This window comes from Streptomyces sp. NBC_01216 (genome assembly GCF_035994945.1).
GTDB lineage: Bacteria > Actinomycetota > Actinomycetes > Streptomycetales > Streptomycetaceae > Streptomyces.
Genome location: NZ_CP108677.1, coordinates 5,659,636 through 5,672,800, shown reverse-complemented (window position 1 = coordinate 5,672,800; position 13,165 = coordinate 5,659,636). Strand labels below are relative to the sequence as shown.

Sequence of the window (13,165 nt, the reverse complement as noted above, 5' to 3'; positions counted from 1 at the left end):
GGTACGGGGGGCGCCGACCGAGAGAGCGGCCGGCGCCCCCCGTTCACCAGGAGCCGCCGCCTCCGCCACCTTCGCCGCCGCCCACCCCGTCACCTCCGAAGTCGCCCCCGCCGGAACCACCGCCGGAGGCGGTGGGGGCCGCCACCGACGCCACGGCCGGGGAACATGGTCGAGCACGTCCTTGACCGTCGGATCGACAGCGCGGTCGCGCGGGGCTCTCCGGCGGGTCGGCGTCGGGTGGTGCTGGTTGTCGTCGACGTCGAGGCGGCCGTCGAGGGCCGCGGTCATCAGCCAGGCCACCTGGTACCGCGGCAGAACCGTCTCCGTGAGCAGGATGCCGCCCTGCGCCGGGGTGAGTTCGGCCACGGCGCCCAGCGCGGCCGCCACTCCGATCAGCAGGACGGACACGACCACCCACACCATGCCGACGCGTCTGCGTCGACGCACCGAAACCTTCGATCTGCCGCCCACGACAGTCCCCCCAGGCGCTCCGGACGACGTCCCCTTGTGACGGAGACCGTCATGCCCCGTTCGGTTCAGGACTCCATGCCGGGGGCTCGTGAACTCGGACAGCCGGGACGCCCGGGGCGCACCCGGAGCCGCGGCGGGCGGTGTGCCCGGGGGCCGCGCCTGTCCCGACGCGGCATCAGGAGGCCGGGGCACCGCCGGGCAGGCCGCTCCAGGCCGGGTGGCGCGGGTCGTCGGCGCGGACGACCAGGTCGGCGGAGTCGGCGGGGCCGACCTCGTCCTCGTACCGCGCGAAGGCGGGCAGCGTCCAGGGCTCTTCGGTACGCCGGGCGAGGGCGCCGGGTGACAGCCGCAGGTGCACGGTCAGGTCGAAGGGGAACCAGCGGCCGAGCAGGAACGGACCGTGCAGGAGCAGGACTCCCCCCGGCGGCAGCGGCACGTACGGGCTGCGGGTCGCCCGGTCCGTGTCGGGGTCCCACAGGTCGGGCAGGACGCGCCCGGTGCCGCCGGGCCCCAAAGGGCCCAGCACCTCGCGCCAGAGCGCCCCGGTGTCGAACCAGCCGTCGTAGTAGGCGTCCGGGTCCCGCCTGCCGTACTCGAAGCGCAGCGACGCCGGGCGCAGGAAGCCGCCGGTACCCACCACGAGCACGGAACGCCCGCGCAGCCGCAGCGCGTCGGCCAGCCGCCGGACGAACTCCCCGGTGTGCGCGGCGGGTGCGCCGTCCACGCCCACCTTGAGCCACTCGCCGCCGTCACCTGAGGTCGTCCCGTCGACATGCGCCGCGACGGCGTCGGTCAGCTTCTCCCAGGTGGTCGGCAGGAATCGCACCCGGCCCATCATGCCGGTCCGCGGTCACGGTGCCGCGGACCGGTGCCGCGTCGGGGTGCGGCCCGGACGTACGGCTTCGACGGTGCGGGGACGGCGGGCGACGGCTCGGGTCACCCGGCGGCGACGGATGCGCTTCCCGAGTGCCCCGACCGGAGGCCGGCCGGCTCGGTCGGTTCGGTCGGTCCGGTCAGTTCGGCTCGGCCGCTCGCGACGGCCTCGGAGAGTGCGAGTGCGCCGCTCGCCAGGGCGCGGCAGGTCGCCATGTCCGTCCGCAGGTGCGCGTCCGGGGCGTCGGCCGTCCCATCGGCGTACTCCGGAGCGGAGTCGCCGCCGACCCGTACGTGGAACCCGCCCTCCGGCAACGTCACCTGGACGACGCCCTCGGCGAGCCCGTCCAGTGCGCGCAGCAGCGGCAGGGCGAACCAGTGCGCGCGGACGGCATCGGTCGGCCGGGGTTCCTCCAGGGCGGGCGCCCCCCAGGCGGCGAGGGCCCGCAGCACGGGCAGCAGCGTGGTGCCGCGCGCGGTGAGTTCGTACACGTACGCCGGGACGGGCGGCGCAAGGCGGCGGCGCGTGACGAGTCCGGCGCCCTCCATGTCCTTGAGCCGTCCGGCCAGCATGTCCGTGCTGACACCCGGCAGATCGGCGTGCAGATCGGTGTAGCGGCGTGGTCCGGCGAGGAGTTCGCGGACGATCAGCAGCGTCCAGCGGTCACCGACGGCGTCGAGGGCGCGGGCGGCGGCGCAGTACTGGTCATAGCTTCGGCGGCGTGGCATGCGACGCAGTCTAGACAAGTTGTTGGACTTTCCAAGCTTCAACTTGGTAAAACCAAGTATCACTGGTTCTGGGGAAGGTTCGTCGCATGGAGTTCCGGCAGTCGAGCAAGCTGAGCGAGGTCTGCTACGAGATCCGCGGTCCGGTGATCGAGCACGCCAACGCCCTGGAGGAGGCGGGCCACAGCGTCCTGCGCCTCAACACCGGCAACCCGGCGCTCTTCGGCTTCGAGGCCCCCGAGGAGATCGTCCAGGACATGATCCGGATGCTTCCGAAGGCACACGGCTACACCGACTCCCGCGGCATCCTCTCCGCCCGGCGGGCCGTGGCCCAGCGCTATCAGGCGCAGGGGTTGCCGGACGTCGACGTCGACGACGTCTTCCTCGGCAACGGTGTCTCCGAACTGGTCTCGATGGCCGTTCAGGCACTCCTGGAGGACGGCGACGAGATCCTGATCCCCGCCCCCGACTTCCCCCTGTGGACCGCCGCCACCACCCTCGCGGGCGGCAGGGCCGTGCACTACCTCTGCGACGAGTCAGCGGAGTGGTACCCGGACCTCGACGACATGGCGTCGAAGATCACCGACCGGACCCGCGCCGTCGTGATCATCAACCCCAACAACCCGACCGGCGCGGTCTATCCGCGCGAGATCGTCGAGGGCGTTCTCGACCTCGCCCGGCGCCACGGGCTCATGGTCTTCGCCGACGAGATCTACGACCAGATCCTCTACGACGACGCCGTGCACCACACCGCCGCCGCCCTCGCCCCCGACCTGGTCGTCCTCACCTTCTCCGGACTCTCCAAGACCTACCGGGTGGCGGGCTTCCGCTCCGGCTGGCTGGTCGTCAGCGGCCCGCGGCAGCACGCGAAAAACTACCTCGAGGGGCTGACCATGCTGGCCTCGATGCGGCTGTGCCCCAACGCCCCGGCCCAGTACGCCATCCAGGCCGCGCTCGGCGGCCGGCAGTCGATCCACGAGCTGACCGCCCCGGGTGGACGGCTGTACGAGCAGCGCGACCGCGCGTGGGAGAAGCTGAACGAGATCCCCGGCGTGTCCTGCGTGAAGCCCAAGGGCGCGCTGTACGCCTTCCCCAGGCTCGACCCGAAGGTGCACCCGATCCACGACGACGAGAAGTTCGTCCTGGACCTGCTGCTGCGGGAGAAGATCCAGGTGGTGCAGGGCACCGGATTCAACTGGCCGCGCCCGGACCACTTCCGCATCCTGACCCTGCCGCACGCCGACGACCTGGACGCGGCCGTCGGGCGCATCGGGCGGTTCCTGAGCGGCTACCGGCAATGACACGACCGAAGGGGGTTCCTCGGCCGGAACCCGCCGGAGGGGCCTTCGACATCACCTGAGGGGATTCCTCCGCCGGAGGAGCACCGGCGGGTCGTCCGCCGGCAAGCGGAGCGGGTCCGAGGGCGTAGCCTGCCCCCGGACCCTGTCGGTGCCGCTCCCCTTCACACGCCGGCACGCTTGAGGACCCGGGTCATTCGTCATGGCGTCGCGTCCTGCCGTTGGACCACCGCCGATCGAGCTCGGCGGACCAGATTCGAACTGGCATTTCGACGCACCGGGGCCCGGGCCCGGTCGATCCGGCGATGAGCGGCGCATGCTGAGTCTGGAGCAATAGTCTGAGATTGACCGCGGTATGCCTCTGCCTGGTTGGGCCATCCCGGCGCGGTAAGTGCCGGGAGAGGGACTCGAACCCCCACTGGACCGCGGATGTCACGACAAGCCTCAGCTTCAGCTTTGCGCTCCTCGCGCACCCCGTCCGCGATCGCGGGCGGGGAGTCTGTGGTGTGTCCCGGCTACCCGAAGAGGTAGCCGAAGACGGCGTCTCCGACACGCTGGTCGGTGACCTCGGCGCCATTGGCCTCCTCACGGGCGAACTTCACCGCCTGCTGGAGCTTCTCCACCCGCTCCAGCAGTTCGTTGACCCGCCGGGCCGGCAGCGCCCCGGAGAACTTGACCGTCGTCCAGTAGCCGACCGGCACATCCTCGTAGTAGACCTCGACCTGTGCCGGGTGCTTTTCCGTGGCCTCCGCCTTGACGTGGTTGCGCGGCACCTTCCTGGTACGGACCGTACGCACGACCTCCGTCTTCCACGCGTCGGTCGACGGGTCTTGCGTCCAGGATTCGGCGGCGTCCAGCACCGGCAGCTTGCGGACGAAGGTGTTGATGTCCGTCAACTGCTTCTCCAGGAAGAGCAGGTAGGCCACGGGCACCCGGCCGACCAGGACGCGGCCGTCGACCGTGATGTCGGCCCGCGCCTCGCAGTTCGCCCAGTCTTTGGTGGCTGTTACGTCGAACAGGCGGGTCAGTACCCGCGCGGTGTCGCGCAGCACGTCCTCGGCCTTCACCTGCACCCGTGTGGACTCGGGCGGCAACTGCTCGCCCTCCTCGTCCTTCGGCTGGTAAGTGCGGGAGATGCCGGCGAGCAACGCCGGCTTCTGGAGACCGTGATGAGCAGCCGTCAGGTCCTGATGCGCCCGGGACTTGACGCCCTTCTCCACGGCGATGATCTGATTGAGTCTCGTTGCCACACGGCCGACCCTAGGGCCGTCCGCCGTGAGGGAGCGAATGGTTTTCTGCGTCGCCGCCTCCCCGCAGGCGCCCGGGGACGGGACCGGCACCCGCCCGGTCCGTGCGACCCGGTCCCCGCCCCGGCGCCCGCCGAGTGAGGGGAGACACCGTGGAACTCGTCGCACCCGTGGTCGTCGAGCCGCTGAGACGCCGCCACTGTTCCGAGTGCCGCCGAGGCCCGCTGGAGCGGATGATCGTCGAGTTCAACGCGCCGGTCTGCCTGGACTGCGCGGACCTCGGCCATCTGGTGTTCCTCCCCCGTGGGGACACCGCTCTCACCCGCAGGGCCCGCGAGGGCAGCGCGCTGTGGGCGGTGGTCGTACGCCACAACAGGCGGCGCACCCGGTACGAGCGCCGGGGGCTGCTGGTCGAGGAGGCCGCGCTCGCGCTGGCGGAGACGGCCTGCCTGGCGGACGCGGAGGCACGGGCCCGGCGCCGGTCCCGGGACGCGGCCCGCCGCGCGGAGCGCGACGCGGAGGTCACGGCGCTGTTGGAGAACGAGATCCGGCGGCTCTTCCCGTCCTGCCCGCCGGAGCGGGCGGCGGAGATCGCCGCGCACGCAGCGCGGAAGGGCAGTGGCCGGGTGGGGCGCACGGCGGCCGGCCGGGCGCTGGACCGGGGTGCGGTCACCGCCGCGGTGCGGGCCTCCGTCCGGCACGTGGACACCGACTACGACACGCTGCTCATGCGCGGGGTTGCCCGTCACCAGGCCCGGTCGAGGGTCGCCCCCGTCATCGAGACGGTGCTCCGGGCCTGGAGTCCGGGATGAGGGCTGGAGGGCCTCAGGCCGCTCCGCCCGTCCGACGGGCGCGGCGGTACATCAGCGCGCCGCCGAGGAGCAGCGCGGCGCCGGCCGGTGCGGCGATCCCGACCGTGTCCGAGCCGGTGCTGGCGAGCGCGGCGGAGTGCGCGTGCGGCTGAGGAGCCGGCATGTCCACGGCGGTGCTCGGAGCGGGCGGGTTCTCCACGGTCTCGGTCGGCGGGGTCACCACACGGGGCGTCTCGGGCGTGGCGGGGCCGTTGACCGCGGTGTTGCCGTAGACGGGGTTGCCGACACCGACCACGTTGATCGAGTTGCCGCTGAGGTTGGCGGGGAGGTCGATCGGCAGCTGGAGACCGTTGCCGGAGATCACACCCGGGGAGTGGTGCGCCACACCCTCGGCGGCGGCGCCGCCGCCGTTGGACGCGTTCCCGCCCGTATGACCGCTGTGACCGCCCTGCTGTCCGGCACGCGGGGTGCCCGGCTGGTCCTTGTGCGCACGGCCTACGCCGTCGGATCCGCCTGAGCGGTTCTCGCAGCTGTTGCCGAACGCCGGGTTGAGCAGCCCGACGACGCTGACGGTGTTCCCGCACGCGTTGACCGGCACGTGCACCGGCAGCTGGACGCTGTTGCCGGAGATCACGCCCGGCGAACCGACGGCGGCACCCTGTGCGCCGGCGTCGGCGTGCGCGGCGCCCGCCGAGAGGGCGAGTGCGCCGCCCGTGACCATCAGTGTGGCCAGACCACTTCGGCGAATCTGCCTCATGGCTTCCTGCCTTCCGGAAGGTGTTCACGGGTATTTGCCCGCATCCGCAATAACGCGAGGCGGACGCGGCGGGATCAGGCCGTCGGCGTGTTTCACTCCAACGAGTGGGCATACCGTCGAACACGCGTGGGGAAGCTGAGGCGGGCCGCCGCGCCCGGCCGGGGCGGGTGCCGCCACTCGGCCGCGGGTGCCGCCGCGCAGGACGGCGGGGGGCGTCCGCCGTCCTGCGCGGGCAGGGTGTGGCGGCCGGCGCGGGCGGGATGTGCCGGGCGGGGGTGTTCCCGCGATCGGGACCCAGGGCCCCGTCAGCCGCCCAGGAGCGCGGAGAGCGCGCCGACGGGGTCGGCGTCGGGGGTGCCGCGGGGCCACCAGTCCTCGCGGTCGGTGTCGGACTCGTAGCCGTACCAGAGGCCGTCACGGCCGAGACGGAGCTGGAGCGAGCGGGTGGAGAGCCGGTTGCGCCAGGGCCGGAAGGCGGGGAAGTCGGTGGCGAGCAGGGCGGGGCGGGCCCGGTCGAAGGGGCCGGCGGGCGGGTCCCAGGGGGTTTCGAGGACGTCGAGACCGGCCGGACCGCCCTGCCGCCAGGCGGCCACCGCCCGTGCCAGGTCGGTGGGGGTGCGGTCGAGGGCGTCCGCGAGGTCACGGTAGAGCGCGCGGGTGGACGCGGTGAGGCCGGAGCCGGGGTGGGCGGCGGCCAGTCGGACGGCGTCCTGCCAGGGGGAGAGCGAGGCGACGGCATCCTGACCAGTCGTCAGGAAGGCGTGTGCGCGAGCGGCGGCCTCGGTGGCCAGGAGGTCCAGGGCCACCGGGTCGGGGGCGTCGGGGTCGGGCGGGAAGGCGGGCGGGCGGCCAGGGCGCGTGGGCACCGGCAGGGGTTCGGGCAGTGGGGGCAGGGGCCGCGGCACGGAGTCGTCCGCGGGCGGGGTGAGGACGGCGCGGGCGGGGACGGTCGCCAGGGCGGGGGCCGCCGCGCTCGCCTCGGCCGCCGACCGCGCCGCGTTGCGCCGGGTCAGAGCGGCGAGGAGTTCCTGCTCCCCGCGCCCGCGCATCAGGAAGAGGACGAAGGGATCCTCGTCGAGGATCCGGGCCGACTGATAGCAGAGAGCTGCGGCGTGCTTGCAGGGGAACCCGTCGTCCGGGCAGGAGCAGTCGGGGATCAGATCGCCGGGCGCGGGCAGCAGGCCCGTCACCGCGCCGACGGCGTGCGGGACGTCCTTGTCGAGGAGGGCGGCGAGGTGGTCCGGCCGGGCGGTCACCTCGTCGAGGAAGTCCTCCCAGCCGTCCTCTCCGAGGGAGCGCAGCCGGATCTCGGTGCGGTACGGGCGGGGCCGGCTGCCGTGGACGTAGGCGACGACACGGCCGGGCGTGACCGTGATGGCGTCGACGTGGCCGCGTCCGGCATAGGCCCTGCCCCGGGCCAGGCGGGCCGGGTCGAGGGCGGTGTCCTCCAGGGCGTCCACCCAGGCGTTGCCCCACCAGGTGCCGGCGAAGCGGCCGTCCGGCGCCTCGCGCGGGGCGAGCGGCGGGAACGTACGGCGGCGGTCGTCGTGGCGCGGGCCGAGCCCCCGGGCGGACGGGCGAGGGGTCACGACGGCCTCCTCAGCGAGACCAGGTCCGCGAGTTCCCGGTCGGTCAGTTCGCTCAGCGCGGCCTCTCCGGACCCGAGGACGGCGTCGGCCAGGGCACGTTTGGCCCGCAGCATCTCGGCGATGGCGTCCTCCACCGTGCCCTCGGCGATCAGCCGGTGGACCTGTACCGGCTGGGTCTGTCCGATGCGGTAGGCGCGGTCGGTGGCCTGTTCCTCGACCGCCGGGTTCCACCACCGGTCGTAGTGGACGACGTGGCCCGCGCGGGTGAGGTTGAGTCCGGTGCCCGCGGCCTTCAGCGACAGCAGGAAGACGGGGACCTCACCGTCCTGGAAGCGGTCCACCATCCGTTCGCGTTCCGCCACCGGCGTTCCGCCGTGCAGCAGTTGCGCCGGAACACCCCGGGCGGCGAGGTGGTCGGCGAGGAGCCGGGCCATGGAGACGTACTGGGTGAAGAGGAGCACGGCTCCGTCCTCGGCGAGGATCGTGCCGAGAAGTTCGTCGAGCAGGGCGAGCTTGCCGGAGCGGCCTGCGAGCCGGGGCGTGCCGCCGCCGTCAGCCGTGTGCTCCTTGAGGTACTGGGCGGGGTGGTTGCAGATCTGCTTGAGCGAGGTGAGCAGCTTCATGACGAGCCCCCGCCGGGCCATGCCCCGCGCTCCCTCGATCTGCGCCATCGTCTCCCGGACCACCGCCTCGTACAGGGAGACCTGTTCGCGGGTGAGGGGGACGGGGTGGTCGGACTCGGTCTTGGGTGGCAGTTCGGGGACGATGCCGGGGTCCGACTTGCGGCGGCGCAGCAGGAAGGGCCGGACGAGCCGGGCGAGGCGCTCGACGGCCTCGTCGTTCTCGATCTCCTCGCTGTTCTCGACGGCGCGCGCGTGGCGGGAACGGAAGGTCTTGAGCGGGCCGAGCAGGCCGGGCGTGGTCCAGTCGAGGAGCGCCCACAGCTCGGAGAGGTTGTTCTCCACGGGCGTGCCGGTGAGAGCGACCCTGGCCGGTGCCGGGATGGTACGCAGGGCCTTGGCCGTCGCGGAGAAGGGGTTCTTGACGTGCTGTGCCTCGTCGGCGACCACCATGCCCCACTCCTGTTCGGCGAGCCGGGGGGCGCTGGTGCGCAGGGTGCCGTAGGTGGTGAGGACGAACCCGCCGGGACCGTGGTCGAGTCCGTCCAGGGAACGGTCGGCGCCGTGGAAACGGCGCACGGGGACGCCGGGCGCGAACCTCCGCACCTCCCGCTGCCAGTTGCCGAGCAGGGAGGCGGGGCAGACGACGAGGGTGGGCGCGCGGCGGGCACGGCGGAGGTGGAGGGCGATGAGGGTGACGGTCTTGCCGAGCCCCATGTCGTCGGCGAGGCAGCCGCCGAGACCGAGCGAGGTCATGAGGTCGAGCCAGGCGAGGCCGCGGAGCTGGTAGTCGCGCAGGGTCGTGTGCAGACCGGCCGGGGGTTCGACGTCCCCCGGGCCGCCGACGAGCCGGTCGCGCAGGGTCGCGAGGGCTCCGACGGGCACGGCGGGGACGTTCTCGCCGTCGACCTGGGCGGTCCCGGTGAGCGCGGCGGCGAGGGCGTCGACCGGCTCCAGCAGGCCGAGTTCACGCTTACGGGCCTTGCGGACGAGGTCCGGATCGACGACCACCCACTGGTCGCGCAGGCGTACGACGGGCCGGTGCGCCTCGGCCAGGGCGTCCATCTCGCGTTCGCTGAGCGGATCGCCGTCGAGCGCCAGCTGCCAGTCGAAGCGCAGCAGGTCCCCGCCGTCGAAGAAAGCCGTGCCGTCGGTGGCGGAGCCCGGTGCGGACCGCGGCGGCCGGACGACGGCTGAGGCGCTGAGCGAGCGCGCGAGTTCCCGTGGCCAGTGGACGGCGACTCCGGCGTCCGCGAGGCGGGCCGCGGCGGGGCCGAGCAGTTCGTACAGTTCGTCCTCGGTGAGGGCGAGGGTGTCCGGGACGTCCCTCTCCAGGAGGCGGCCGAGCGGCGGCCAGACACGGGCCGCGCGGCGCAGGGCGAGGACGGCGTCGACCTGGACGCGCGGTCCGAAGTGCTCTACGCCGTCACCCGCCCACAGCGCCGCGGTGTCGATCACGAGGGTGGGGTCGGCGAGGCTGTGCACCTGGAGGAGCGCGGCGGCGGCCGGTCGCTCGTCGCCGCCCTCCTCGGCGGGGTCGAAGAGCTCGTACCCGGTGAGGTCGAGGCGGAGCGAGACCCGGACCCCGGCGTCCATGCCCGCCGCGGCCTCGGCGGCCCAGGCACGTGCGCGGGGCAGGTGCTGGGCTTCCCGGGCGGCGAACGGCGCGCCGGCCGCGTGGGCGGCGGCGGGCGTACGGGGCAGGGCGTCGGCGACCGCGTCGAGGAAGGCCCGGACGAGTGCCTCGGGTTCGGGCAGCCGGAGCGGCCCCCGGCCGGGAACGGGCACGGCGTGGGCCTCGTGCGGCATGGCGGCGGCGACGGCACGCAGATGGGCGATGTCCTCCGCGTCGAGCGGACCGGCCCGCCAGGCGTCCAGGTCGTCGGCGGTGAGACCGGGCAGCAGGCGCCCGCGGGCCACCAGGTGCAGGGCGTGCAGGGCCGCGGCGCCCCAACAGGCGGTGGCCGGATGGGCGGCCGGGTAGGAGCGGGCGGCGACGAGATGGGGCAGGGCGTCGGCGACGGGAAGGAGCACGACCGGTACGGCGCGCCCGCGGACTCCGGTGCCGTGCCGCCGGACGACGGTCAGCTCGGTTCGTGCCGCCGGCTCGCCCCCGTCGGGCAGGGCGGCGCCATCGGGCGCCCAGAAGGCGACCCGGCCCTCCCGGGGCAGGGCGGCCGGCAGGAAGACGGCGGCACTGGTCTGCCAGGTGTGTGTCACGGCGCTGCTCACCTCCCCGCTCCCGGGTGACGGATTGCGACTGGACCTCCGACCTTACGGGTGGGGTCTGACAGCGGGGGTGCGCGCGGTATCGCGCGGGGATCCGGCGCGACGGGTGCCGCCGCGCTTCGCCCGGCCGGACCAGCAGCGGGTGCCGTCGCGCGCGCAAGACGGCAAGGTGCGAGAGAACGAGGCCTCCGCCTCCTTCGCCCGACAGACGAGGACCCGCCATGTCCGTTCCACGGCGTCTCGGCACCGCAGCCGGGGCCGCACTCCTGACCCTCGCCGTCGCGGGCTGTTCCGGCCTCGGCCGGACCGCGGTGGGCACGCTGACGTACGAGACCGAGCGCGACCTCGTCGTGACGGTGACGAGCCCCCCGGTGAAGGGCTGCCACCGGCTCGGGCCGGCCGGGACCCGCAAGGTCGAGAACCGGACGCTCAACGACATCCAGATGTACCGGACGCGGGACTGCAAGGACCCGGACCCCATCTACATCGCCACCAACACGACCAACGAGATCGTCCCCGGCAGCCTCCCCTGGCGCAGCTACAGCGTCGTGTACTGAGCGCCTCGGGACGTGGGGGTGCGGGCCGCGCCCGGTGGGCCCCGGCCTGCGACGGGGAGCGGGACGGAGGGGCGGGGCGGAGCCTCCCGGTCAGGCCGGTGGGGCGACGGACGACGCGGCACGCCGCCGGGCCCCGGCGGCCGGACACGACCGCCCGGCGGCGCCTCGACCGGCCCCGCCGCCATGTGTGCCGTGCCCGGACGTCTCCACCGGGCGCGGCACACCTGGCGGGGTGGCAACGAGCCCGGCAAGTCCCGGACCCCCGTCCGCCGGACCGTTCCGGGGCCTGCGGCCGCCACTCCTGCCGAGCGCGTCCGTTCGCCGGTCCTCGTCGCGGGTACATGCCCGGTAGGCACCGTCGGAGGTGTGACCGTGATGCGTACCGGAAGCGAACCGTCGACCGCGCGCAGCCCGCTGCGCATGAGGTTCTGGCTGGGTCTGTGGGGGCTGCTCTGGGCGGCCTTCGGCACGACGGTGTTCGCACTGGTCGGACGGCCTGGGTGGGCGGCGGCCTGCGGGGCGTTGTTCCTGGTGGTCGCAGTGGATCTGGTCCTCGTGGTGCGTCACCTCCGCCAGGGCCCGCACTGGCAGCCCGGCCGGGACGTACCTCCGTACGAGCCCGACCACGGCGGCCGGGACGGGCCCCGCTGACCTCGCCGGATCAGTCGTCCAGGGACCGGTCCTCCAGGCCGCCGAAGCGGGCCGCCTCCAGGTACTCCGGCTTCGGGTCGAGCGCCGCCGCCAGCCGGAAGTGGCGGGTGGCCTGTTCGGGACGGCCGGAGCGCTGGAAGGTCCGGGCGAGCGCGAAGTGGGCGAAGGCGTTGTCCGGCTCGCGCTCCAGAACGAGCTCGAACTCAAGCTCCGCGGGACGCAGTTGGGCCGCGGCGAAGAAGGCGCGGGCGCGCAGCAGTCGCGCCGCGGTGTTCTCGGGATGGGCGGCGATCACCGAGTCCAGCAGTTTCACGGCACCGCGCGGGTCCCGCGCGGCCAGCAACTGCTCGGCGGCACGGAAGTCGATGACGTGGGTCTCCGGGTTGTTCTCGGCCACGGTGGCATCCTTCCCCTCACTCCGGCGGTTCAACATGGCGGACGACAGCCGTATTCCACGGCGGGCGGGAGCCGGCGGCCGTCCCGGCGATACCTACCCAGCCGACAGCCGCGGGCATCGGCGCCCCGGGCCGGCTTCTTCCAGGGCCGGACGCCGCGCCCCCGCACGCTCCCCGCGCCCGTTCCGTTCCGGCGGCCGCGCCTCGCCGGCCCGAGCGTGGAAGCGGCCGTACCCGTCCTGCGCGCGGACCGGTGAGCGGCCGACCTCCGACGCGGTCGCGCCGACGCCTCCGCCGTCACACGTGCGGCTTGGTCACGTCCCGTCCCGGTCTCGGTCGGCCGCCGCTCGCCGCGCCAGCTCCGCCCAGACCGTCCGCACCTGGGGTTCCAGCTCGGCGAGCGGGCCGTCGTTGTCGACGACGAGGTCCGCCACGGCCCGCCGCTGCGCGCGGGTGGCCTGGGCGGCCATCCGGGCCCGCGCCTCCGGCTCGGCCATGCCCCGCAGCCGGACGAGCCGGTCGAGCTGGGTCTCGGGGGACGCGTCCACGACGACGACCAGGTCATAGAGCGGGGCCAGGCCGTTCTCGGTGAGCAGCGGAACGTCGTGGACCACGACGTCGTCCGGTCCCGCGGCGCGCTCCAGTTCGGCGGAGCGGGCGCCGACCAGCGGATGGACGATGGCGTTCAGGGCAGCCAGGCGCTCCGCGTCGGCGAAGACGATCGAGCCCAGCTTCGGCCGGTCCAGTGTCCCGTCGGCGGAGAGGACCCCGGCCCCGAAGGCGTCGACGACCGCCGCGAGCCCGGGTGTCCCTGGCTCGACGACCTCGCGGGCGATCTTGTCGGCGTCGATCAGGACCGCCCCGAGGGAGACGAGCAACCGCGACACTTCACTCTTGCCGGCGCCGATTCCACCGGTCAGGCCCACCTTCAGCATGAGCG

12 protein-coding genes are annotated in these 13,165 nt (G+C 73.9%); 4 read left to right on the top strand and 8 right to left on the bottom strand.

Translation table 11 applies throughout. The annotated features are described in order from the left end of the window. Positions 1-646: 646 nt before the first annotated feature. Positions 647-1,306 (bottom strand): uridine kinase, encoded by a 660-nt coding sequence (locus OG393_RS25405; RefSeq protein ID WP_442817434.1) that lies wholly within the window; start codon positions 1,304-1,306, stop codon positions 647-649. A gap of 101 nt (positions 1,307-1,407) precedes the next feature. Further along, entirely contained in the window at positions 1,408-2,073 is a 666-nt protein-coding gene (locus OG393_RS25400; RefSeq protein ID WP_327377017.1) for a winged helix-turn-helix transcriptional regulator, read from the bottom strand. Between the two features lie 86 nt (positions 2,074-2,159). On the opposite strand from OG393_RS25400, the gene OG393_RS25395 reads away from it, so the two are divergent. Further along, positions 2,160-3,371 (top strand): pyridoxal phosphate-dependent aminotransferase, encoded by a 1,212-nt coding sequence (locus OG393_RS25395; RefSeq protein WP_327377016.1) that lies wholly within the window; start codon positions 2,160-2,162, stop codon positions 3,369-3,371. A gap of 512 nt (positions 3,372-3,883) precedes the next feature. Here the strand turns inward: OG393_RS25395 and OG393_RS25390 are convergent. Further along, positions 3,884-4,618, bottom strand: a complete 735-nt coding sequence (locus OG393_RS25390) for a DUF7873 family protein (RefSeq protein WP_327377015.1) — start codon at positions 4,616-4,618, stop codon at positions 3,884-3,886. A 149-nt stretch (positions 4,619-4,767) separates the two neighbouring features. Between OG393_RS25390 and OG393_RS25385 the strand changes: the two genes are divergently transcribed. After that, complete coding sequence (locus OG393_RS25385; protein ID WP_327377014.1) at positions 4,768-5,427, top strand: DUF2293 domain-containing protein; 660 nt, start codon at positions 4,768-4,770, stop codon at positions 5,425-5,427. A gap of 13 nt (positions 5,428-5,440) precedes the next feature. Here the strand turns inward: OG393_RS25385 and OG393_RS25380 are convergent, their stop codons facing one another. From OG393_RS25380 to OG393_RS25370, 3 genes are all read right to left on the bottom strand, one after another. Then, on the bottom strand, positions 5,441-6,184 hold the full coding sequence (locus tag OG393_RS25380) for a chaplin (protein ID WP_327377013.1): 744 nt from the start codon (positions 6,182-6,184) through the stop codon (positions 5,441-5,443). A 305-nt stretch (positions 6,185-6,489) separates the two neighbouring features. After that, the gene (locus OG393_RS25375) at positions 6,490-7,773 is read right to left on the bottom strand and encodes an SWIM zinc finger family protein (RefSeq protein ID WP_327377012.1); all 1,284 of its coding nucleotides are present in this window, start codon (positions 7,771-7,773) and stop codon (positions 6,490-6,492) included. Next, positions 7,770-10,625: a DEAD/DEAH box helicase gene (locus OG393_RS25370; RefSeq protein WP_327377011.1), complete on the bottom strand. Its 2,856-nt coding sequence runs from the start codon at positions 10,623-10,625 to the stop codon at positions 7,770-7,772. The genes OG393_RS25375 and OG393_RS25370 overlap by 4 nt, the downstream gene beginning before the upstream one ends. Before the next feature lie 218 nt (positions 10,626-10,843). On the opposite strand from OG393_RS25370, the gene OG393_RS25365 reads away from it, so the two are divergent. Continuing rightward, positions 10,844-11,179 carry a hypothetical protein gene (locus tag OG393_RS25365; protein WP_327377010.1) on the top strand — a complete coding sequence of 112 codons (336 nt, stop codon included), beginning with the start codon at positions 10,844-10,846 and terminating at the stop codon, positions 11,177-11,179. A gap of 375 nt (positions 11,180-11,554) precedes the next feature. Then, on the top strand, positions 11,555-11,830 hold the full coding sequence (locus OG393_RS25360) for a DUF6343 family protein (RefSeq protein ID WP_327377009.1): 276 nt from the start codon (positions 11,555-11,557) through the stop codon (positions 11,828-11,830). A 10-nt stretch (positions 11,831-11,840) separates the two neighbouring features. Here the strand turns inward: OG393_RS25360 and OG393_RS25355 are convergent, their stop codons facing one another. Further along, positions 11,841-12,227 (bottom strand): tetratricopeptide repeat protein, encoded by a 387-nt coding sequence (locus tag OG393_RS25355; protein WP_327377008.1) that lies wholly within the window; start codon positions 12,225-12,227, stop codon positions 11,841-11,843. Positions 12,228-12,539: 312 nt separating this feature from the next. Further along, the gene (coaE, locus tag OG393_RS25350) at positions 12,540-13,160 is read right to left on the bottom strand and encodes a dephospho-CoA kinase (protein WP_327377007.1); all 621 of its coding nucleotides are present in this window, start codon (positions 13,158-13,160) and stop codon (positions 12,540-12,542) included. Between the last annotated feature and the right edge of the window lie 5 nt (positions 13,161-13,165).

Bases quoted from the DNA above. Each gene is read 5' to 3' on its own strand.
- OG393_RS25400 (WP_327377017.1), bottom strand. From the start codon at position 2,073: ATGCCACGCCGCCGAAGCTATGACCAGTACTGCGCCGCCGCCCGCGCC.
- OG393_RS25395 (WP_327377016.1), top strand. From the start codon at position 2,160: ATGGAGTTCCGGCAGTCGAGCAAGCTGAGCGAGGTCTGCTACGAGATC.
- coaE (WP_327377007.1), bottom strand. From the start codon at position 13,160: ATGCTGAAGGTGGGCCTGACCGGTGGAATCGGCGCCGGCAAGAGTGAA.
- OG393_RS25360 (WP_327377009.1), top strand. From the start codon at position 11,555: ATGCGTACCGGAAGCGAACCGTCGACCGCGCGCAGCCCGCTGCGCATG.
- OG393_RS25405 (WP_442817434.1), bottom strand. From the start codon at position 1,306: ATGGGCCGGGTGCGATTCCTGCCGACCACCTGGGAGAAGCTGACCGAC.
- OG393_RS25365 (WP_327377010.1), top strand. From the start codon at position 10,844: ATGTCCGTTCCACGGCGTCTCGGCACCGCAGCCGGGGCCGCACTCCTG.
- OG393_RS25380 (WP_327377013.1), bottom strand. From the start codon at position 6,184: ATGAGGCAGATTCGCCGAAGTGGTCTGGCCACACTGATGGTCACGGGC.